The sequence below is a fragment of the Stenotrophomonas sp. P5_A8 genome, from assembly GCF_056400545.1.
Genome location: NZ_JBFULB010000032.1, coordinates 1 through 20615, shown reverse-complemented (window position 1 = coordinate 20615; position 20615 = coordinate 1). Strand labels below are relative to the sequence as shown.

At 68.6% G+C, this 20615-nt stretch carries 18 protein-coding genes; all 18 read right to left on the bottom strand.

What is annotated here, in order from left to right:
• Positions 1-249: 249 nt before the first annotated feature.
• Positions 250-2229, bottom strand: coding sequence for a chemotaxis protein CheA (locus AC1DQP_RS04230; RefSeq protein WP_256777585.1), 1980 nt, complete (start codon positions 2227-2229; stop codon positions 250-252).
• Between the two features lie 57 nt (positions 2230-2286).
• Positions 2287-2652, bottom strand: coding sequence for a response regulator (locus AC1DQP_RS04225; protein ID WP_159496673.1), 366 nt, complete (start codon positions 2650-2652; stop codon positions 2287-2289).
• Positions 2649-2957: an STAS domain-containing protein gene (locus AC1DQP_RS04220; protein WP_256777586.1), complete on the bottom strand. Its 309-nt coding sequence runs from the start codon at positions 2955-2957 to the stop codon at positions 2649-2651. Before AC1DQP_RS04220 ends, AC1DQP_RS04225 begins: the two co-directional genes overlap by 4 nt.
• Before the next feature lie 300 nt (positions 2958-3257).
• Positions 3258-4223, bottom strand: a complete 966-nt coding sequence (locus tag AC1DQP_RS04215) for a chemotaxis protein CheW (protein WP_478051157.1) — start codon at positions 4221-4223, stop codon at positions 3258-3260.
• 623 nt (positions 4224-4846) lie between these two features.
• Entirely contained in the window at positions 4847-5629 is a 783-nt protein-coding gene (locus AC1DQP_RS04210) for a ParA family protein (protein WP_256776947.1), read from the bottom strand.
• Positions 5630-5634: 5 nt separating this feature from the next.
• The gene (motD, locus tag AC1DQP_RS04205; RefSeq protein WP_478051155.1) at positions 5635-6624 is read right to left on the bottom strand and encodes a flagellar motor protein MotD; all 990 of its coding nucleotides are present in this window, start codon (positions 6622-6624) and stop codon (positions 5635-5637) included.
• A 1-nt stretch (position 6625) separates the two neighbouring features.
• The gene (locus AC1DQP_RS04200; protein ID WP_312237769.1) at positions 6626-7366 is read right to left on the bottom strand and encodes a flagellar motor protein; all 741 of its coding nucleotides are present in this window, start codon (positions 7364-7366) and stop codon (positions 6626-6628) included.
• An 88-nt stretch (positions 7367-7454) separates the two neighbouring features.
• A complete protein-coding gene (locus AC1DQP_RS04195; RefSeq protein WP_478051154.1) occupies positions 7455-9287 on the bottom strand; it encodes a chemotaxis protein CheA in 1833 nt (610 codons plus the stop codon).
• 4 nt (positions 9288-9291) lie between these two features.
• Positions 9292-9906, bottom strand: coding sequence for a protein phosphatase CheZ (locus tag AC1DQP_RS04190; protein ID WP_256776951.1), 615 nt, complete (start codon positions 9904-9906; stop codon positions 9292-9294).
• Complete coding sequence (gene cheY, locus AC1DQP_RS04185; RefSeq protein ID WP_256776952.1) at positions 9906-10298, bottom strand: chemotaxis response regulator CheY; 393 nt, start codon at positions 10296-10298, stop codon at positions 9906-9908. Before cheY ends, AC1DQP_RS04190 begins: the two co-directional genes overlap by 1 nt.
• Positions 10299-10314: 16 nt before the next feature.
• On the bottom strand, positions 10315-11061 hold the full coding sequence (locus AC1DQP_RS04180; protein ID WP_256776953.1) for an RNA polymerase sigma factor FliA: 747 nt from the start codon (positions 11059-11061) through the stop codon (positions 10315-10317).
• Positions 11058-11945 (bottom strand): MinD/ParA family ATP-binding protein, encoded by an 888-nt coding sequence (locus tag AC1DQP_RS04175; protein WP_256776954.1) that lies wholly within the window; start codon positions 11943-11945, stop codon positions 11058-11060. The genes AC1DQP_RS04180 and AC1DQP_RS04175 overlap by 4 nt, the downstream gene beginning before the upstream one ends.
• A complete protein-coding gene (locus AC1DQP_RS04170) occupies positions 11932-13698 on the bottom strand; it encodes an AAA family ATPase (protein ID WP_478051153.1) in 1767 nt (588 codons plus the stop codon). Before AC1DQP_RS04170 ends, AC1DQP_RS04175 begins: the two co-directional genes overlap by 14 nt.
• 152 nt (positions 13699-13850) lie before the next feature.
• Positions 13851-15959 (bottom strand): flagellar biosynthesis protein FlhA, encoded by a 2109-nt coding sequence (flhA, locus tag AC1DQP_RS04165; RefSeq protein WP_478051152.1) that lies wholly within the window; start codon positions 15957-15959, stop codon positions 13851-13853.
• Positions 15956-17086 (bottom strand): flagellar biosynthesis protein FlhB, encoded by a 1131-nt coding sequence (gene flhB, locus AC1DQP_RS04160; protein WP_478051151.1) that lies wholly within the window; start codon positions 17084-17086, stop codon positions 15956-15958. The genes flhA and flhB overlap by 4 nt, the downstream gene beginning before the upstream one ends.
• 255 nt (positions 17087-17341) lie before the next feature.
• Positions 17342-19483 (bottom strand): putative bifunctional diguanylate cyclase/phosphodiesterase, encoded by a 2142-nt coding sequence (locus AC1DQP_RS04155; protein ID WP_478051150.1) that lies wholly within the window; start codon positions 19481-19483, stop codon positions 17342-17344.
• A 176-nt stretch (positions 19484-19659) separates the two neighbouring features.
• Positions 19660-20451: a flagellar biosynthetic protein FliR gene (gene fliR / locus AC1DQP_RS04150; RefSeq protein WP_478051149.1), complete on the bottom strand. Its 792-nt coding sequence runs from the start codon at positions 20449-20451 to the stop codon at positions 19660-19662.
• A gap of 5 nt (positions 20452-20456) precedes the next feature.
• Positions 20457-20615, bottom strand: a 159-nt coding sequence (locus AC1DQP_RS04145) for a flagellar biosynthetic protein FliQ (RefSeq protein ID WP_478051156.1), incomplete at its 5' end; no start/stop codon positions are given.

Sequence of the window (20615 nt, the reverse complement as noted above, 5' to 3'; positions counted from 1 at the left end):
GCACGTAACGCCGGAACGGCCTGATGTAYYGGCGTGGGAAGRARTGCGRGGAGCCGGCCAGCGGCCGGCACTACCGGTTCCGCAGGTCATGGTGAGCCGCAGGACGCGCGCCCAAGGCCGCCGAACCCACGGACGAAGCGCCCCCGCGGGTAGCGGGGGCGCGCCGACAGGCGGGGGTGTTGGGTGCGGGTAAGCCGGGGCCCGCGGTTTGCAGCGCACACCGTGGGGATGTTTCGCGACTGCGAAAGATCACGCCGCCTGCGGCACCCGCAGCGAGCGCACCAGGCCGCCGATGTCCACGATCAGCGACACCCGGCCATCGCCGAGGATGGTGGCGCCGGACACGCCGCTGATGCGGCGGTAGTTGTTTTCGATGTTCTTGACCACGACCTGCTGCTGGCCGACCAGTTCGTCCACTTCCAGCGCGATCTTCTGGCCATCGCCTTCGACCACCACCACCAGCGAGTCGTCCTTGGTGCGGGCGCCGAAGCCGTAGTACTCGCTCAGCGAGAGGATCGGCAGGTACTCACCACGCACGCGCAGCACGCGGCCTTCGCCGGCCATGGTGCGCACGTCCTCGGGCTGCGGCTGCAGCGCTTCGAGCACGTAGGCCAGCGGCAGGATCACCGTTTCACCGGCCACCGCCACGGTCATGCCGTCGAGGATGGCCAGGGTCAGCGGCAGCCGGATCAGCACGCGGGTGCCGTTGCCGGCCTTGCTTTCCAGCTGCACTTCGCCGCCCAGCGCCTGGATGTTGCGGCGGACCACGTCCATGCCCACGCCACGGCCGGATAGATCGGTGACGGCATCGGCGGTGGAGAAGCCCGGCTGGAAGATCAGGTCCCAGACCTGCGCGTCGGTGGGGTTGTCGGGCACGCTCAGGCCGCGTTCGAGCGCCTTGGACAGGATCTTTTCGCGGTTGAGGCCGCGGCCGTCGTCGCTGACTTCGATCACGATGTGGCCGCCCTGGTGCGAGGCCGCCAAGGTGATGGTGCCGGTTTCATCCTTGCCCGCATCGCGACGGACGTCGGGCATTTCCAGGCCGTGGTCGATCGAGTTGCGCACCAGGTGGACCAGCGGATCGGCGATCTTTTCGATCAGGCCCTTGTCCAGCTCGGTGCCTTCGCCGATGGTGCGCAGGCGCACCTGCTTGCCCAGCCGCGAGGAGAGATCGCGGACCAGGCGCGGGAAGCGGCGGAACACCGCATCCACCGGCAGCATGCGCACGCCGATCACCGCTTCCTGCAGGTCGCGGGTGTTGCGTTCGAGCAGGTCCAGGCCGGCGAACAGCTGTTCGGCGTGCACCGGGTCCAGCGCATGCGAGACCTGCTTGAGCATGGCTTGGGTGATGACCAGTTCGCCGACCAGGTTGATCAGTGCGTCGACCTTTTCCACCGCGACGCGGATCGAGGTTTCCGCTTCGTGCGCGGCGGCCGCCGGCGCGCCGGGCGCAGGAGCGGCAGCAGACGCAACGGGTGACGCCGCTACCGGGGCAGCCGGTGCGCTGGTGGCCAGGCTGGGCGGTGCGGCCGGACGGATGTCCAGTTCGCAGTCGTCCACGACCCAGGCGAAGGTATCTTCAATCTTGCTGCGCGGCACCTTGCCGACCAGGCCGAGGTCCCACGCCAGGTGCGCTTCGAGCGGGTCGAGCTGGTCGAAGCCGGGCAGGCGCTCCATGCGCGCGGCGACCTGCAGCGAGCCCAGGTGTTCGAGTTCGCGGATGATGCGCAGGGGGTCGTTGCCGCTCATGAACAGCGACGGGGAGGGAACAAAGCCTATCTGCCATGCTTCGGGCGTGTCGTCGACCTTGGCCGCCGCGACCGGGGCACTGGCGGCGGCCTGGCCGGACAGCACCGCTTCAAGGCGCGCCTTGATCGCCGCCACCGCCTGCGGGTCGGCCGGCTGGCCGTGTTCGGCTTCGCGCAGCAGGGCGCGCAGCACGTCCACCGAGGACAGCATCGCATCCACGGCGGTGGCTTCGAGTGCGCGCTTGCCGGCGCGCAGTTCGTCCAGCAGCGTTTCCAGCACGTGGGTAAGCGCGGCGATCGCGTCGAAGCCGAAGGTGCCGGCGCCGCCCTTGATCGAGTGCGCGGCGCGGAACACCGAGTTGATGATTTCCGGGTCCTGCTGGCCCGATTCGAGCGCCAGCAGGCCAGCCTCCATCGCATCCAGCCCCTCGCGGCTTTCTTCAAAGAACGTGGCGTGGAAACGTTGCAGATCCATGCTCATGATGCGTGGGGTCCGGTTGCGGGGAAGGGAAGGGTGGGGCGGGACGCGTTGCTGGGCTCAGCCCAGGACTTTCTGCACGGTGGCCACGAGCTGTTCGGGATTGAACGGCTTGACCAGCCAGCCGGTGGCACCGGCGGCCTTGCCTTCGGACTTCTTGTCGGCGGCCGATTCGGTGGTCAGCATCAGCATCGGGATGAACTTGTAGTCCGGCAGCTGGCGCAGCTCGCGGATCAGCGAGATGCCGTCCATGTTGGGCATGTTGACGTCGGTCACCACCGCGTTGAAGCGCTGGCCCTTCGCACGGCCCAGCGCGACGGCACCGTCCTCGGCTTCTTCGACGGAAAAACCGGCCGAGGTGAGGGCGAAAGAGACCATCTGGCGCATCGACGCCGAATCGTCCACCACCAAGATACGTGCGCTCATGCAGCGTTCTCCACAGATTTCAGGTTGTCATGGGTTGCGTCCAGGCCAAGGGCCTGGGTGACGCCGAGCAGTCGCGCGGCGTCACGGAAGGTTGCAGTGCAACCGTCGAATCCGGTCGGGTGGCCTGCCTTGCGGCGGGCGTCGACGAATGCGCACAGGACCTGCATTGCTGCGGTATGGATCCGGCTCACTTCGCTGGCATCCAGCGTCAGTTCGCCGGCCTGGTCCACCAAAGGGGCCAGGCGGGTTTTCAGCTCGGTGCTGGTCTCGATACCGAGATCACCACCCAGGGCCACAATGCTCATCGTTGCTCCGGACAAACGGTTCCGAGGTTTATAACGGCCCAAAGCGGAGAAGCTTTAGGGGGAGGGGCCAAGGGATCTTCAAGGGGGGAGGCAATGGCCGGGTAGAGCCACCCCATGGGTGGTTGGCGCGCCAGCGCGGCGCACCTGTTCGGGCGCCTCCGGGCGGCCTGGCGCCGGATCGGAGAGCAGCCACGCATGGCGTGGCTCTACCGGCGAACAGGTGCCGGCGTAGAGCCGCCCCACAGGATGAAGAGTGCCGAGGTAGCGCCACCCCATGGGTGGCTGCCCTACAGGACGTGGTCAATTCAACAGCTGCGTTGCATCCAGCAGGATCATCGGCTGTGCGGTGACGCGCGCCACGCCGCGGAACAGGTCGTTGGAGATCTGGCAGATGCGCGCGGTGTCCGGCGGTTCGATCTGCGAATCGGTGAGGTTGGCGACATCCTCCACGGCCGAGACACGCAGGCCCATGGTTTCGCCATCCTCTTCGAGCACGACGATGCGGGTACTGGCGTCGTCCTGGGCCGGGCCAGCGCCGAGGTGGATGCCCAGGTCCATCACCGGCACCACCTGGCCGCGCAGGTTCATGATGCCGAGCATGGCCGCAGCGGTACCGCGCAGCGGCAGCAGCGGGACCGGCAGGACCACTTCCTGCACCTTGAGCAGTTCCAGCGCATAGGCCTGGGCGCCACAGCGCAGCCGCAGCCAGCGCGAGGTGCGTTCGGCGGCGCGGCGGTTCTCGCGCGGACTGGAGGCCGGGTTGCGGGCCTGCGCCTGCAGTTCCTGCCAGCTGCCGGGGCGGGTGTGCGCCGGGGCGGGCGCTGCGGCACGGGCGCTCGGGGCGGACATCGGCATCGTCGTCGGCATGGGGCGGGCGGCAGGCAGCGGAGCGGGAGCGGCGGGAGCGGCGATCGGTGCGCGCGTGGGGGCGGGCGCGCTGTCGTGCAGCACCTCGTCCGGCAGGTCGTCCCAGCTGGGGCGGGCGGCGTCGGCAGCGGCTAGAGCAGCCGAGCGTGGCTCGGCTCTACCGGGCGGGCCGAGCGCAGGGTCGTTCATSAGTTCGTCGAGCAGCGCGAGGTTGGCCGGGCTGCCGGGCGAGGTCGGTGTTTGGTGAGCGATCGCGCGGGTATCGACCGGCGGGCCGAGCGCAGGGTCGTTCATCAGTTCGTCGAGCAGCGCGAGGTTGGCCGGGCTGCCGGGCGAGGTCGGTGTTTGGTGAGCGGTCGCGCGGGTATCGACCGGGGGGCCGAGCGCGGGGTCGTTCATCAGTTCATCGAGCAGCGCGAGGTTGGCCGGGCTGCCGGGCGAGGTCGGTGTTTGGTGAGCGGTCGCGCGGGTATCGACCGGGGGGCCGAGCGCGGGGTCGTTCATCAGTTCGTCGAGCAGCGCGAGGTTGGCCGGGCTGCCGGGCGAGGTCGGGGTTTCGTGAGCGATCGCGCGGGTATCGACCGGGGGGCCGAGTGCGGGGTCGTTCATCAGTTCGTCGAGCAGTGCGAGGTTGGCCGGGCTGCCGGGCGAGGTGGGGGTTTCGTGAGCGGTCGCGCGGTTATCGACGGGTGGTCCGAGCGCGGGGTCGTTCATCAGTTCGTCGAGCAGCGCGAGGTTGGCGGGGCTGCCGGGCGAGGTGGGTGTTTCGTGAGCGATCGCGACGCTCTCGGCCGGTGCGCCTAGGGTGGTGTCGACAGCCGCGTCGCGTGTGGCGTCGGCCGCGGGCGCGGTCGAATGGACGAACTCGGCGCTGATCGCCAGCGCGACGCCTGCCGCTTCAGCGCCGTCCTGCGCGACCACCGCGGCCGCCGGGGCGGCGGGCACGTCAGCCGGTGCCGGCGCGGTCGGCACGGCATCGCCGAGCAACTGCTCCAGGTAGTCGTCGAGCACGCCGGCGGTGTTCATGCCGCGCGCTCCATCTGCAGCGCGTCGTCGGCCAGGATCCATTCAAGTGCGCGGCGGTAGGCGGCCAGGCCGCGACCGGGGTAGTCCTCGGACTGCGGCGGCACGGTCAGGCTGGCGGCGTTGCAGATGCGGGTGTCGACCGGGATCGCGTCTTCCCAGACGCGGTGGCCGTGCTTGTCCTGCATCTGCTTGACCGTTTCATTGCCGGCGCGGGTGCGGCGGTCGAACAGCGTCGGCAGGATCGACATCGGCAGCGTGCGGCGACGCGACCGTTCCACCATTTCACCGGTGCGGACCATGCCATCCAGCCCGTGCAGGGCCAGTGGCTCGGCCTGGGTGGGGATGATCAGGCGGTCGGCCGCGGCCAAGGCGTTGATCATCAGCAGGCCCAGGGTGGGCGCGCAGTCCAGCAGGATGTAGTCGTGCTGGCCCTGGTGGCGGCCCAGCGCGTTCTGCAGCGCCAGGCCCAGCCCGGGCTGGTTGGCGCTGCGGCGTTCCAGAGTGGCCAGCGCGGCCTGTGCGCAGACGTAGTCCAGGCCGGGGATGTCGCTTCGGTGGCTGAGCGTGGACAGCTCGGCCGGCGGTGCGCCGAACAGTTCCAGCACGCCCTGCGGCGGCGGATCCAGCGGCACGCCAAAGGCGCGGGTGAGCGAGGAATGCGGATCGAGGTCGATCAGCAACACCCGGTGGCCCAGCGTGGCCAGGCCACGGCCGAGGGCCAGGGAGGTGGTGGTCTTGCCCACGCCGCCCTTCTGATTGGCGATTGCCCAGATGCGCATTCGGTTCACTCCTTCATTGCAGGGGGAACGGCGGCGCCAACGCGGCTGCCGGCCGGCACCGGTGGCAACTGCACCGGGGCGAGGGGGGTAAGGGAGGGGGATGCGGCCTTCGGCGCCGGTGCGGACCCGGCGGTCAGCTGCGGGCCGATCGGGTCCACGCCCTGGGCGGTATCGGCCAGGATGATGACCATGACGCGCCGGTTGCGGTTGCGGCCTTCGGCGCTGGCGTTGTCTTCGCGCGGACGGAACTGGCCATAGCCGACCATCGCCAGCCGCGCCGGCTGCAGGCCCTGGTCGGCGAACAGGTGCACCACGCTGGCCGCGCGCCCGGCCGACAGTTCCCAGTTGGAGGGGAACAGCGAGGTGGCGATCGGGACGTTGTCGGTGTGGCCTTCCACGCGCACGCCATTGGGCGCATCGCGCAGCACCTGGGCCAGCGTGGACAGCGTGTCGCGCGCATGCACGTCCAGCGTGGCCGAGCCGGTGGGGAACAGGATGTCGCTGTTGATCTCCACCTCGATCCACAGCTCGGTGCGGCGCACGGTGATCATGCCGCGATCGATCAGCGGGGCCAGCGTGGCGGTGAGTTTGTCGGCGATGGTGTTGAGCTGGCGCTCGGCGCGCTGCAGCTGTTCCTGGTTGCGCACCGATACCGGCATGCGCATCTGCGAGGCCATCGCCGGCAGCAGCGTGGGGTCGTTGGACGGGGCCGGTGCGGACGGGCCGACGCGGTTGCCGGCCTTGATCACCGACGGGCTGTCCCAGCCGCCGCCCTGCACCTGCTGGTTGCCCACCTGCACCGGGTTGATGGTGCGTGGCGCGCCGCCGAAGGCGGTGGTCAGCGCGTCGGCCATGACCCGGTACTTACCTTCGTTGAGCGAGGAGATGGCGTACATCACCACGAAAAAGGCCAGCAGCAGCGTCATGAGGTCGGCATAGGGAATCGCCCAGGCCTCATGGTTGGCATGCTCTTCGTGGTGCTTGCGACGGGCCATGTCAGTGCAGGAATCCGGACAGGTTGGTTTCGATGTTGCGCGGGTTCTCGCCCTGGGCGATGGAGATCAGCCCTTCGATGATCATTTCGCGGTCGCGGCTGTTGTGGTGGATCACGCTCTTGAGCTTGGCCGACACCGGCAGGAACAGCAGGTTGGCCGAGGCGATGCCGTAGATGGTGGCGGTGAATGCCGCGGCGATGCCGTGGCCGAGCTTGCTTGGGTCGGCGAGGTTCTTCATCACCGCGATCAGGCCCAGCACCGCGCCGATGATGCCCAGGGTAGGGGCGTAGATGCCCATGCCCTCGAACACCTTGGAGGCAGCCAGGTCCTGGTGTTCCTGGCTGCTCAGCTCGATTTCCATCATGTGGCGGATGGTTTCCGGCTCCACGCCGTCCACCAGCAGCTGCAGGCCCTTGCGCAGGAACGGGTCGCTCTGCGCGTCGACCTGCGCTTCCAGGCCCAGCAGGCCCTGGCGGCGGGCGATATTGCTCCACTCGACGATCTGCTTGATCAGGTCGTGGCGGTCGCTGCTGGGCGGCAGGATCACCCAGCGCACGATCTTGAAGGCGTGCTTGAACACCGCCGGGGAGGTGTGCAGCAGGATCGAGGCGATGGTGCCGACAATCACGATCACAAAGGCCGCCGGCGACCACAGCGACGCCAGGCCAGCCCCTTTGAGGATGCTGCCGCCGACCAGTGAGGCCAGGGCGAGGAAAAGTCCAATGAGGCTGAGTCTGTCCATGGGTCCGTTATCGGCTTGTGTGAATGGGACTTGAGACACCGACGGCGGCAGGTGTTGCAGCGGTCACACTTTTATAGGGGTCAGGCGGTCAATCGTGCTGGGTGCGCAACCCGTCCACGTCCAGGATCAACGACATCCGTCCGTCGCCGATCAGGGTCGCGCCGGCATAGCCGCGCAGCCCGCGCAGTGCCTTGGGCAATGGCTTGATCACCACTTCCTCGCGGCCACGGACCTGGTCCACCACCAGCCCGAAGCGGGCTTCGCCGGCCTGCAGCACCACGATGGTGAGCAGCGGCGAGGCCGCCGGTTCCACCGCCAGCCAATGGCGCAGGTCCACCAGCGGCAGGGTGTGCGACTTGCGGTCCAGCACGGCGCGGCCGTCGAACCAGCCCAGCGAGGTGTTGGGGGCGTGCAGCACCTCCATCACGCGCGCCAGCGGCAGGGCGTAGACGTCTTCGCCGGCCTGCACCAGCAGGGTCGGCAGGATCGCCAGGGTGAGCGGGACGCGGATCATGAAGCGGCTGCCGCGGCCCAGTTCGGACTGGATCTGGATCTGCCCGCTGAGTTCGCGGATGCGCGACTGCACCACGTCCATGCCGACGCCGCGGCCGGAAATGTCGGTCACTTCCTGCTTGGTCGAGAAGCCGGGCAGGAACACCAGGTGCAGGCATTCCTCGCTGCTCAGGCGGGCGGCGGCTTCGGGATCGATCAGGCCCTTTTCGCGGGCCTTCTGGCGCAGCCGTTCCGGATCGATGCCGGCGCCGTCATCCTGCACCTCGATGCTGACGTAGTCGCCTTCCTGCTGCGCCGACAGGCGCACGTGGCCGTTGCGCGGCTTGCCTTGGGCTTCGCGCAGGTCCGGGGTTTCGATGCCGTGGTCGATCGCGTTGCGCACCAGATGCACCAGCGGATCGGCCAACGCCTCGACCAGGTTGCGGTCCAGTTCGGTTTCCGCGCCGACCAGCTCCAGTTCCACTTCCTTCTTCAGGTTGCGGGCCACGTCACGGGCAACCTTGGGGAAGCGCGAGAACACCTTGCCGACCGGCTGCATGCGGGTACGCATCACCGCTGACTGCAGGCGGGCGGTGGCGATATCCAGCGTGGACACGGCGCGGTCCAGCTCTTCATCGTGCAGGCGCGCGCGCAGGGTCTTGAGGCGGTTGCGCGAGAGCACCAGTTCGCCGATCAGGTTGACGATCGCGTCCAGGCGCTTGGTATCCACGCGCACGGTGTGCTCGGCTTCGGCGACCGGCTTGTTGGCGGCGGGCTTGGCCGCCGGTGCCGGCGCGGCGACGGGGGCGCGCGGTGCCGGTGGTGCGGCGACAGCGCCGGGCTTGGCGCCGGGGGCGGCGCCGCCGTGCAGCTGGTCGAGCAGCGCTTCGAATTCGTCTTCGCCGATCAGGCCGTCGTCGGTCTTCTTCGGTGGTGTCACCGCCGTCGGTGCGGCGCCGCCGTGCAGGGTGTCCAGCAGGGCTTCGAATTCGTCGTCGGTGATCAGCCCGTCGCTGCCGGGCGCGGCGGCGGCCGGTGCCGGCACCGCCGGGCCGTTGACGTCGAACTGCGCGATCAGCTCCGGCGGTGCATAGCCCGGCTCGGTGCCGGCGGCGACCGAATCGAGCATGGACTGCAGGTAATCCAGCGACTGCTGGGCCGCATCGAAATGATGGGCCTGCAGCACCGCCTTGCCCGAGCGCGCCATGCCCAGGGTTTCCTCGGCGGCGTGGCACAGCTCGACCATGGCCTGGATGCCGAGGAAGCCGGCACCGCCCTTGAGCGTGTGGAAACCGCGGAACACCGCGTTGAGCTGGTCACTGTCCTGGGGCGACTGCTCCAGCGACACCAGCTGTTCGCCGAGGCGATCCAGGATTTCCTGGGCCTCGAGGATGAAATCGGCAGCAATATCGTCTGGAACAGCACTCATGGTTTTACAGCCCCAAATCGGAAAGCAGGTCGTCAGCGTCGACCTGTGACACCTGGTGGCGATCCAGGCCGCTCACGGCCGGGCCGGCCAGGCCGTTGTCGCGCTTGTGCGCGTTGTCGTCCTGCGGTGGCAGGCCCAGCGCACCGAAGCCCTCATGCACGCGGCGCACGATGCCGACCACGCGGCGGATGATCTGCCCGGTGAGGTCCTGGTAGCTCTGGGTGAGCGCGATCTCGGTGAGGTTGTGGCGGATCTTGTCCAGCTGCTGGTCCTGGTCGGCCGTCAACCCGTTGGCGCGCAGCTGCTCGGTGAGCGCGCGGCATTCCTCGGCCAGATCCAGGGTGCGGTGGGTGGCCTGTTCGGTCATCGCCACCACGTGGTCCAGGCGCGCGCAGGCATCGTCCAGCTCGCCGGCTTCGCTGGGCAGGCTGGGCAGTTCGCCCAACGCCTGGCCCAGTTCGCGGGCGAGCCGGTTCAGCCCGGCCATCATCGGCTGGGTGCGCAGCGCGGCCAGCGCGTCGATTTCCCGACGCCAGCCGGCTTCATCGCCGCTTTCCAGCGCGGCCAGGGCATCCTGCAGGCGCTGCACCAGCGCCGATTTGTCGCGAAGGGTTTCCATCAGGCGCTCGCCGCCAGGCGTTCGAAGATCTTGCCCAGCTTTTCTTCCAGGGTCTGGGCGGTGAACGGCTTGATGATGTAGCCGTTGACGCCGGACTGGGCCGCTTCGATGATCTGCTCGCGCTTGGCTTCAGCGGTCACCATCAGCACCGGCAACGTCTTGAGCTTGGCGTCGGCACGGATCGCCTTGAGCAGGTCGATGCCGGTCATCACCGGCATGTTCCAGTCGGTGACCACGAAATCGAACGACTGGCTCTGCAACAGAGACAGTGCGGCATGCCCGTCCTCGGCTTCGGCCGTATTGGTGAAGCCCAGATCGCCCAGCAGGTTCTTGACGATACGACGCATGGTCGAGAAGTCGTCGACGATCAGGATACGCATGTTCTTGTTCAAAGCACTTTCCTCGGTATCAATGGTTCTCGAGGCCGGCGTCGGCCGCCTCGAAGATCTTCAGTCGGCCACGCAGGCGCAATACCGCCTGGCCGTGGATCTGGCAGACACGCGACTCGCTCACACCGAGTACCGCGCCGATCTCCTTCAGATTCAGTTCCTGCTCGTAGTACAGCGACAGCACCAGCTGTTCGCGTTCGGGCAGCAGCCCGATCGCATTGCCCAGCTCGCGGCCGAACTCGCCGCGTTCTAGCACCTGCTGCGGGGTCGGGCCGCCCTGGGCGACGGTGTCCAGCTCGCCCTGGTCTTCAATGCGGGACTCCAGGCTCAGCACCTGGCCGCGTGCGGCGTCTTCCATCAGCCGCAGGTAGTCGGGCAGGGGCATGTCCATCGCGGCGGCCACCTCGGTGGCGCTGGCGGCGCGGCCGGTACTCTGTTCCAGGCGACGGATGGTGGAAGCGGCATCGCGGGCACGGCGGTGCACCGAACGCGGCACCCAGTCGCCGCGTCGGATCTCGTCGATCATCGAGCCGCGGATGCGGATCGAGGCGTAGGTCTCGAACGAGGCGCCCTGGTCGGCATCGTAGCTGCGCGAAGCCTCGATCAGGCCCATCATGCCGGCCTGGATCAGGTCATCCACTTCCACGCTGGCCGGCAGGCGCGCGGCAAGGTGGTGGGCGATGCGTCGGACCAGGTCGGAGTGCTGTGCGATGCACTCGTTGGCGGCCGTGCGCTGGACTTCTTTGTATCTTGCGGCGCCTTTCATGCGGTCACCCCGCGTTGCTTGAGGATGCGTTCCAGGAAGAATTCGACCCCGCCACGTGGCTCGGTCGGTGCCTGCCAGCGGGCGGTGCGGCGGGCGATCTCGGTGATGGCCAGCGCGGCCGGGCTGGACGGGTAGGCCTTGACCACCGGCTGCTGGCGCTGCACCGACAGGCGCAGCCAGTCGTCCTGCGGCACGCAGCCGAGGTAGTTCAGCGACACATCGGCGAGGAACTTCTCGCAGACCCGGGTCAGTTTTTCGTACAGCACGCGGCCTTCGTTCGGGTCACGGACCATGTTGGCCACCACCTGGATGCGGTCTACGCCGCGCTCGCGCGAGAGCACTTTGATCAGCGCGTAGGCGTCGGTAATGGAGGCCGGCTCGTCGCAGACCACCACCACGGTATCCTGCGCGGCCTGGCAGAAGGTCAGCACGCCATCGGTGATGCCCGCGGCGGTGTCCACCACCATGAAGTCCAGCTCGCGCTCCAGTTCGGAGAACACGTTGACCAGGCCGACGTGTTCGGCCGGCTGCAGTTCGGCCATGTGGCGGCGACCGGACGCGGCCGGTACCACCAGTACGCCACCCGGGCCCTCCAGGATCACTTCTTCCAGGGTGCAGCGCCCGGCGACGAGGTCGGCCAGGGTCAGCTTGGGCTGCAGGCCCAGGATCACATCGATGTTGGCCAGCCCGAGGTCGGCATCCAGCAGCAGCGTGCGCTTGCCCATGTCGGCCAGCGCCACGGCCAGGTTGGCCGAGACGTTGGTCTTGCCCACGCCGCCCTTGCCGCCGGTGACGGCGATGGTGCGCACAGGGCCCAGCGGCTGGCTGCGGGTGGCAGACAGCGGGAAGGTCTTGGTCAGCTTGGCGTACTCACGCGACGGCATGGTTGAACTCCGGGTTGCAGGGCATATCGGCCGCGCGGCGCAAATCTTCAAGGCGAAGTACAAGATTGGCGGCACTGGCCCGGTGCAGGTCTTCGGGAACGTCCTGGCCATCGGTGACCCAGGTGATCGGCAGGCGGTGGTCCACGGCCACCGACAGGGCGGTGCCGAAGCGACCGGTTTCGTCCAGCTTGCTCAGCACCACGCCCTGCGGGTTGGCGGCGCTGAAGCGGCGGACAACCTCGTCCATGTCGCCGAAGCTGGTGTTGGCCGGCAGCACCAGCAGGGTGCGGATCTGCTCGGCGGCGCGCAGCCACTGCAGCTGGGCGGCCAAGGCGCGGTCACGCGGACCCAGCCCGGCGGTGTCGATCAGCACCAGCTTGTAGTCCTTCAGGCGCTCCAGCAGCCGGTTCAGGTCGCTGCCGCTGCTGGCCTCGTGCACGGCGATGCCAAGCTGGCGGCCGAAGCCGTACAGCTGCTCGCGGGCGCCGATGCGGCCGGTGTCGGTGGTGACCAGGGCAACGTCGCGGGCGGCGTGCTTCTCGGCGAAGCGCGAGGCCAGCTTGGCAATGGTGGTGGTCTTGCCGGCGCCGGTCGGGCCGACCAGGGCGATCACGCCGCCGGCCTCGAGCGGATCGACCGGGGCGATCGGCAGCTTCCTGGACAGCAGGCCCAGCATCAGCCCGCGGCCACGGTGGGCTTCGGTGTCCAGCGGAATCTGCATGGCCACGTCGCGGCTGATGCCGGCATCGAAGCCGTATTCGTCCATCAGGTCCAGCGCGGCGGCACGCACCGGCGCGCCGCGCAGGCGCTCGTCGGTGAAGCGGTGCATTTCGCGCTCGATGACCTGGCGCATGCCGGCCACTTCGTGGCGCAGCTKGCGGATCTCTTCGTCATCGCGCGGCACCATCATCAGTTCGGTGGTCACCGGCAGCGGCTGGGCCTGCGCCGGTTCGGCGGCGGCCAGCGGCGCCGGCGCCTGCAGCGCGGTCTCAACCGGCGGAGCCAGTACGGCAGGCACCGGGGTGGGCAAGGCCTCGACGATGGGGGCGGTCACGACCGGAGCGAGCTCGACCGGCACCGCCATGCTGACCGGCAGCGGCGGCATGGCCACCTGCGCGGCTGGCACATGCATCTGGAAGTGCGGCTCATCCTCCATCGGCGGATCGATGATGAAGCGGGCGCGGTTGATCGGGGCCGGTGCAGCGACGGCGGCCGGTGCAGCGACGGCGATCGCCACGGCGGGCTCGTCCTGCGCCATCGCAGCGGCAGCGGCCTGTTCGACATTGAAGGGGGCGAAGATCTGTTCCGGCAGCGACGATGCGGCCATCGACGGTGCGCTGGCGTGGGCCAGGGTGGCGGCGAAACCGCTGCTGCCGCGCGGCGGCACGATTTCGTTGGCCGAATCCAGGGTGCGACCGGTCGCGCCGACGGCGGCGCGGGCCAGGGCGGCCACGGCCGAGGTGGTGGCGGCCACCGGTTCCGGCGCGGCGGTGGCGGGCCTGCGACGGGTCACCGCGGCAATGACTGCATCGGCGGCATTGCGCGGACGCGGCACCGGCGGCGGCGCGACATCCTTGCGTGCCGCTTCCAGCGCACGCTGCACCGCGCCTTCGTCGTAGTTCGCCGCCGCCACGATCTCGACGCCTTCCTCGATCCGCCGGTTGGACAGGATCACCGCATCAGGACCATGTTCCTTGCGCACCAGGTTCATGGCCGAGCGCATATCGGAGGCGACGAAGCGTTTGATTTTCATGCTGTGGTACCGGGACTGGGGCGGCGGAGTAGTCGAAGGGAAGCGCTGGTTGTCGGTGGTCTGCACGGTCCGGGTTTCCCTTTATGTCCTGCTGCGTTGATATCGAATGGGGTGTGTCTGTTTTCTGGCGCGTTGCCGTCGGCGTTCCGGCGTCAGCTGATCGTGCCGACCAGCTTCAAGCGTTTGTCCTCGGGCACCTCGCTGTAGGCCAGCACCGACAGCGAGGGGACGCTGTGGCGCACCAGCCGTGCCAGCGCGGCACGTACCGGGCCGGGGACCAGCACGACCGCCGGCTCGTTCTTCGCTTCCTGCTTGCTGACACAATCGGCCAGACTTTGATGCAGTCGCTCGGCGAGTCCGGGTTCCAGTGCAGCGCCGTTGCCCTGTGTGGACTCCTGCAAGACGCGTTCCAGTTGCGGGTTGAGGGTGAACACCGGCAGCTCGGCCGACATCCCGGCGATCTCCTGCACGATGAAACGTCCCAGCGCGTTGCGCACCGCGGCGGTCAGTACCGTCGGGTCCTGGCTGACCGGCGCGTTCTCCACCAGCGACTCCACGATCTTGCGCAGCTGGCGGATCGGGATGCGCTCGATGAGCAGGTTCTGCAGCACGCGCACCACGGCCGACAGCGGCAGCGATTTGGGGGTGAGGTCTTCCACCAGCTTGGGCGCGCTCTTGGCCAGGTTGGCCAGCAGCTGCTGCACTTCCTCGTGGCCGAGCAGTTCCGGGGCGTGTTCGCGGATCAGGTGCGACAGGTGGGTGGCCACCACCGTGGCCGGATCGACCACCGTGTAGCCCATCGATTCGGCATGCGCACGCTGGTGCGGCTGGATCCAGGTGGCGTCCAGCCCGAAGGCGGGGTCCTTGCCGGCAATCCCCTCCAGCGTGCCCAGCGCGCTGCCCGGGTCCAGTGCCAGCTCGCGGTCGGGATGGATGTCGGCGGTGGCCACCGGCACGCCGTGGATCAGCAGGCGGTAGCCGCTGGCCGGCAGCTCCAGGTTGTCGCGGATGTGCACCGAGGGGATCAGGAAGCCGATGTCGTGGGTGAGCTTGCGGCGCACGCCCTTGATGCGCGCCATCAACTCGCCGCCCTGGTTCTTGTCCACCAGCGGGATCAGCCGGTAGCCCACTTCCAGGCCCAGCGGATCGACCGGGCGCAGTTCGTCCCAGGTCAGTTCGGCAGTGGGCGAGGGCGTGGCACCGGGCAGGCCCAGGGCGTCGCTGCGACCGGCGGCCGGGGTCTCGGCGGCACGTGCAGCGGCGTTGCTCTTTTTCCAGGCCTTCCAGGCCACGAAGCCCAGGATCGCGGCCAGCGTCAAGAAGGCGACGTTGGGCATGCCCGGGACCAGGCCGACCACGCCCATGATCGCCGCGGCGATGGTCAGTGCCCGGTACTGGCCGAACACCTGGCCCATCATGGCCTGGGCCATGTCCTGCGAGCGCGAGGCGCGGGTGACCAGCATCGCCACCGCCGAGGACACCAGCAGGGCGGGCAGCTGCGCCACCAGGCCGTCACCGATGGACAGCAGGGTGTAGGTTGCAGCGGCTTCGCCGAACGGCATGCCGTGCTGGAGCACGCCCACCGCCAGGCCGCCGAGCAGGTTGATGAACAGGATCAGGATGCCGGCGATGGCGTCGCCACGGATGAACTTGCTGGCACCGTCCATCGCACCGTAGAAGTCGGCTTCCTCGCGCACTTCCTCGCGCCGGGCTTTGGCCTCCTCGCGCGTCAGCAAACCGGCGTTGAGGTCGGCATCGATGGCCATCTGCTTGCCGGGCATGGCATCGAGGATGAAGCGGGCGGTCACTTCGGACACGCGCCCGGCGCCCTTGGTGATGACCACGAAGTTGATGATGGTCAGGATCGCGAACACCACGATGCCGACGGCGTAGTTGCCGCCGATCACGAACTCGCCGAAGGCGGCGATCACCTTGCCGGCTGCCTCGTGGCCGTTCTGGCCGTTGAGCAGGATCACGCGGGTGGAGGCCACGTTCAGCGCCAGCCGCAGCATGGTGGTGATCAGCAGCACGATCGGGAAGATGGTGAAGTCCAGCGGCCGCTTCACGTACACCACCGCCAGCAGCACCATCAGCGAGATGGCGATGTTGAAGGTGAACAGCGCGTCCAGCACCGGCGCTGCCAGCGGCACCACCACCATGGCCAGCAGCGCCAGCACGATCAGTGGCGCGCCCAGGCCGTTGCGGATCATGTCCAGGGCCTTGCGCGCGTTCATGCCGGCGCTGGCGGGCTGCGCGCTCATGGGCGGCCTCCCTTGCCGAATTCATCCACATCGATGCTGGGCGCAGCCGGCATCGGCCCGCCGCGCCAGGTGCGCAGCTGGTACACGTAGGACAGAACCTGGGCCACGGCCGAATACAGTCTCACGGGAATTTCCTTTCCAAGTTGACCTTCCCGATACAAGGCGCGTGCCAAAGGCGGGGCGGAGACGATGGCGACCTTGTTGCCGTCGGCCACTTCACGAATGCGCAGGGCGGTTTCGTCCACGCCCAGGGCCACCACGGTGGGGGCGCCCATCTTGCCGCCCTCGTATTTGAGGGCCACCGCGTAGTGGGTGGGGTTGACCACCACCACGTCGGCGGTGGGCACCGCTTCCATCATCCGGCGGTTGGACAGCTGCTGCTGCAGCTGGCGGATGCGGCCCTTCACCTCGGGGCTGCCTTCGCTTTCCTTCATTTCCCGGCGCAGCTCTTCCCGGGTCATCTTGAGCTTGCGCATCCAGTTCCAGCGCTGGTACGGCGCATCGATGGCGGCCAGCAGCATCATGGCCCCGCCGGTGGCCAGCATCAGCTTCAGGGTGAAGCCCAGGCCGTGCACCATGGCCGCTTCCAGGGGCTGGTTGAGCAGGTCGCGCAGCGGGCGGATGCCGTGCCACACCACCAGCCCGGCGGCGGTGCCGACAAAGGCGATGCGCAGCAGCGACTTGGTGAATTCGGCGATCGCCTCCGGGCCGTACAGGCGCTTCAGCCYGGCCATCGGGCTGAGCCGGGTCAGGTCGGGCATCAGCGACTTGTTGGACCAGCGCAGCCCGCCCATCACCACCGGCGCCAGGAAACTGGCCAGCAGGCAGATCAGCACCAGTGGCCACATCGCCAGCAGCAACTGCAGCAGCAACTGGCCGAAGTGGCCAAACAGCGCCTGCGGGTGCATGCGCAGCCCCGGCTCCGGGCTCAGTGCCAGCTTCATCCACTCCTTGGCGCCATTGCTGATACTGCCCGAGTAGGCCATCAGGGCCAGCACGCCGGCACCGAACACCGCCGCGGTGGCCAACTCCCGCGAACGCGGGATATTGCCCTGCTCGCGGGCGTCGCGCAGGCGTTTTTCGGTAGGGAGCTCGGTCTTTTCGCCGGCTTGTTCGTTTTCGGACATGGGCTGCACGACACGGGGGGATTACCCGGGTAGTGCAAGAACCGTTCCGTGACGGGGGCCGGCCACCCACGGCCGCGCGCGATCCGGGTAGTGCCGGCCGCTGGCCGGCTCAAGGCGATGCCTCAAAGTTCCATGGACAATCAGCCAGCGGCCGGGACCGATCCTGGCGCGCTGGTTGCCTGCCGCCGGCTGAGTTCAATGGTCATGCCAACCTCGAACGCTTGCCGAGGATCGGCAGTCCGCTGCCGCGCGACCCTACCGGCGGCTGGCGCCTGCGGCGTTGCCGGTAGCGCCAGCCGCGACCTCCACCCGCGGTCGTGGATGGTCGTGCAGCTGCATGAAGCGTTCCGGGTCCACCGGGCGCCCCAGCAGGTAGCCCTGCAGGTAATCACAGCCCAGCCGCTCCAGATACGCGCGCTGCCCGGCGGTTTCCACGCCTTCGGCCACGATGTCCATGTCCAGCGCGTGGCCGAGGGCGACGATGGCCGAGACGATCACCACGTCCTCGGAGCTGTTTTCCAGGTCGCGCACGAAGGCGTGGTCGATCTTGATCTCGGTGGCGGGCAGTCGCTTGAGGTAGAGCAGGCTGGAATAGCCGGTGCCGAAGTCGTCGATGGAGATGCCCACGCCCAGGCTGGCCATCGCCTGCAGCAGCTTGAGGCTGGCGTCGGTGTCGCGCATGACCGTGCTTTCGGTGATTTCCAGCACCAGCCGGCGCGGCTCCAGTCGGTGTTTCTTGAGTACCTCGCGCACTTCCTGCAGCAGGTGCGGCGCGCTGAACTGGATCGGCGACAGATTCACCGACACCGTCCAGCTTTCGTGACCGGCGTTCTGCCACTGGCGCAGCTGGCGGCAGGCTTCGTCCAGCGCCCAGCGGCCGATTTCGTTGATGACGCCGCTGCGTTCGGCCAGGCGGATGAAACGGTCCGGGGGAATCAGGCCCTGTTGCGGGTGATGCCAGCGGATCAGTGCTTCGGCACCGCTGACGCCGTGGCCGGCGACGCGGATCTTGGGCTGGTAATGCAGGAACAGCTGCTCGGTGCCGATCGCCCGGCGCAGGTCGGCCAGCAGCTGGAACTGCTGCTCGGCGCTGTCGTTCATCCAGTCGGCAAATACCGCGTAGGCGTTGCGCCCGGCTTCCTTGGCCTGGTACATCGCCGCGTCGGCAAAGGCCATCAGCTGGCGTTCGCTGGCGGCATGGTCGGGGCAGATGGCGATGCCGATGCTCGCGGTGACCTGCAGATCGTGGTCGGGCAGCAACGGGCCGCCACCCACGGTCTGGATGATGCGGCTGGCCAGGGTGGCGATGTCCTCGTCATTGTCGATGCGCACCACCAGCACGAACTCGTCGCCGCCGAGCCGGGCCAGCACGTCCGAGGGGCGCAGCAGCTGGCGGGTGCGCTCGGCCACGGCCACCAGCAGCGCGTCGCCGGTCTGGTGACCGTAGGCGTCGTTGACCTGCTTGAAGCCGTCCAGGTCCATGAACATCACCGCGAAGCGGCTGCCGCGCTGCTCGGCCTCGGCCAGGGCCTGCTCGATGCGCTGCTGCAGCAGCAGCCGGTTCGGCAGGCGGGTCAGGGGGTCGTGCAGGGCGGCCTGGGTGAGTTCGGCCTGGGCGACGTCCAGCGAACTGCGCAGTGTGTCGTTGCGCAGCCGTAGCAGCTGCGCCTGCATGCGTTGGTCCAGCCAGGACACGATCAGCACCACGGCCAGGATCGCCGTGGTGAGCACCAGCACCAGCGCGGCCAGCCACTGCGCCTGCAGGCCATCGCCGGCGGCGGCGCCGCAGATGCTGTCGGCCGGGAAGCGTGCGGCGGCCATGCCGGTGTAGTGCATGCCGACAATGGCGCTGCCCAGCAGCACGGCCGGCATCAGCCGGTGGCGCATGCGGCGCTGGCTGTGGCGCAGCCGGAAGGCAACGAACAGCGCGGTCCACGAGGCCGCCAGCGAGATCAGCAGCGACGCGGTGACCCAGCCGGGGTGGTAATCGATGCCCGGCTGCATGCGCATCGCCGCCATGCCCAGGTAGTGCATCGAGGCGATGCCGCTGCCCATCAGCAGCGCGCCCAGCGCCAGCCGCGAGTGCGGCAGGGTGGGGCGTGACACCAGCCACAGCGCGAAGATCGAGGAGGCCATCGCGGCCAGCAGCGACACTGCGGTCCAGCCCAGGTCGTAGCCCRGTGGGATGGGCAGGCGGAAGGCGAGCATGCCGATGAAGTGCATCGACCAGATGCCCAGCCCCATCGCGCAGCCACCGCCGAACAGCCACAAGGTGCTCAACCGCGCGCTGGGCGCGGTGGTGATCCGATTGGCCATGTCCAGCGCGGTGAACGACGCGAGCATGGCGACCAGCAGCGAAACCACGACCAACCACGGTGTGTAGCTGCCGTCGAGCATCGATGACTCTCCTTGGTCCGCACATCTGCAATGGCGTTGGGCATGCAGGCCGCACGTGCCTTTCCCCGGCGTGTGCGGCTCCCGGCCCCGGAACGCGGGCGGTGGCTACAGCCTACCGCCAACGATGGGGGGGAGAGCAAGTGTCCGCGCACACTTTTTCGTGAGGGCGGGGTGAATCAGCGGGTCACGCCGTCGGCGGCCTGGAAGGCGGCATCGAACAGGCGTTGCACGGGCGGGCCCATTTCGCCGGCCAGGACGGTGAGCAGGAACAGGCCCAGCAGCAGGGCCACCGGCAGGCCCAGCTGGATCGGGTTCAACGCCGGCGCCGCGCGCGCGAGCACGCCGAAGGCCAGGTTGATCGCCAGCATCGCCACCGTCAACGGCAGGGCCAGGCCGAGCGCGCCACGGAACACCTGCAGCGCGAAGGTCGGCGCCGCGCTGAGGAAGGCATCGATATCCGGCAGCGATGCACCGATCGGCACCGCCTTGTAGCTGTCCATCAACAGCGAGATCAGCGCCAGGTGGCCGTTGCTGCTGAAGAACAGCAGGCCGAACAGCAGGTAGAACCACTKCCCGATCACGCCCGAGCTGCCGCCGCGCAGCGGATCGCTCATCTGCGCGAAGGCCAGGCCGGTGCCCTGGGCGACCAGTTCGCCGGCCATCGCGCCGGCCTCGAACACCAGCCGCAGCAGGAAGCCGATCGACACGCCGATCGCCAGCTCGCGTGCGATGCCCAGCACGGTGGCCGCATCAAAACCGGTCCACGCCGGCACCGGCGGCAGCATCGGCGACAACGCCACGGCCAGCGCGCCGGCCAGCACCACGCGCACCCGTGACGGCACCGCACGCGTGCCGATCAAGGGCATGGCCATGATCATCGCGCCGATGCGCAGCATGGTCCACAGGATGGTGCCGATCATGCCGAAGGCCTGCAGGCCGTCGGCTGCCATCTGGGTGGCAGAATCCATCGTTGCTACCCGATCAGGTGGGGAATGCGCTGGAACAGCAGCGTGGTGTATTCCACCAGCTGGCCGAGCAGCAGGCTGCCGAGCGCGAACAGCACCGCGGTGAGTGCGGGGGCCTTGGCGACGAAGGCAATGGTCGGCTCGTTGAGCTGGGTGGCGGCCTGCAC

Excerpts from the sequence above, each read along its gene's own strand:
- AC1DQP_RS04230 (WP_256777585.1), bottom strand. The coding sequence starts at position 2,229 with ATGAGCATGGATCTGCAACGTTTCCACGCCACGTTCTTTGAAGAAAGC.
- AC1DQP_RS04225 (WP_159496673.1), bottom strand. The coding sequence starts at position 2,652 with ATGAGCGCACGTATCTTGGTGGTGGACGATTCGGCGTCGATGCGCCAG.
- AC1DQP_RS04220 (WP_256777586.1), bottom strand. The coding sequence starts at position 2,957 with ATGAGCATTGTGGCCCTGGGTGGTGATCTCGGTATCGAGACCAGCACC.
- AC1DQP_RS04210 (WP_256776947.1), bottom strand. The coding sequence starts at position 5,629 with ATGCGCATCTGGGCAATCGCCAATCAGAAGGGCGGCGTGGGCAAGACC.
- motD (WP_478051155.1), bottom strand. The coding sequence starts at position 6,624 with ATGGCCCGTCGCAAGCACCACGAAGAGCATGCCAACCATGAGGCCTGG.
- AC1DQP_RS04200 (WP_312237769.1), bottom strand. The coding sequence starts at position 7,366 with ATGGACAGACTCAGCCTCATTGGACTTTTCCTCGCCCTGGCCTCACTG.
- AC1DQP_RS04195 (WP_478051154.1), bottom strand. The coding sequence starts at position 9,287 with ATGAGTGCTGTTCCAGACGATATTGCTGCCGATTTCATCCTCGAGGCC.
- AC1DQP_RS04190 (WP_256776951.1), bottom strand. The coding sequence starts at position 9,906 with ATGGAAACCCTTCGCGACAAATCGGCGCTGGTGCAGCGCCTGCAGGAT.
- AC1DQP_RS04180 (WP_256776953.1), bottom strand. The coding sequence starts at position 11,061 with ATGAAAGGCGCCGCAAGATACAAAGAAGTCCAGCGCACGGCCGCCAAC.
- AC1DQP_RS04175 (WP_256776954.1), bottom strand. The coding sequence starts at position 11,945 with ATGCCGTCGCGTGAGTACGCCAAGCTGACCAAGACCTTCCCGCTGTCT.
- flhA (WP_478051152.1), bottom strand. The coding sequence starts at position 15,959 with ATGAGCGCGCAGCCCGCCAGCGCCGGCATGAACGCGCGCAAGGCCCTG.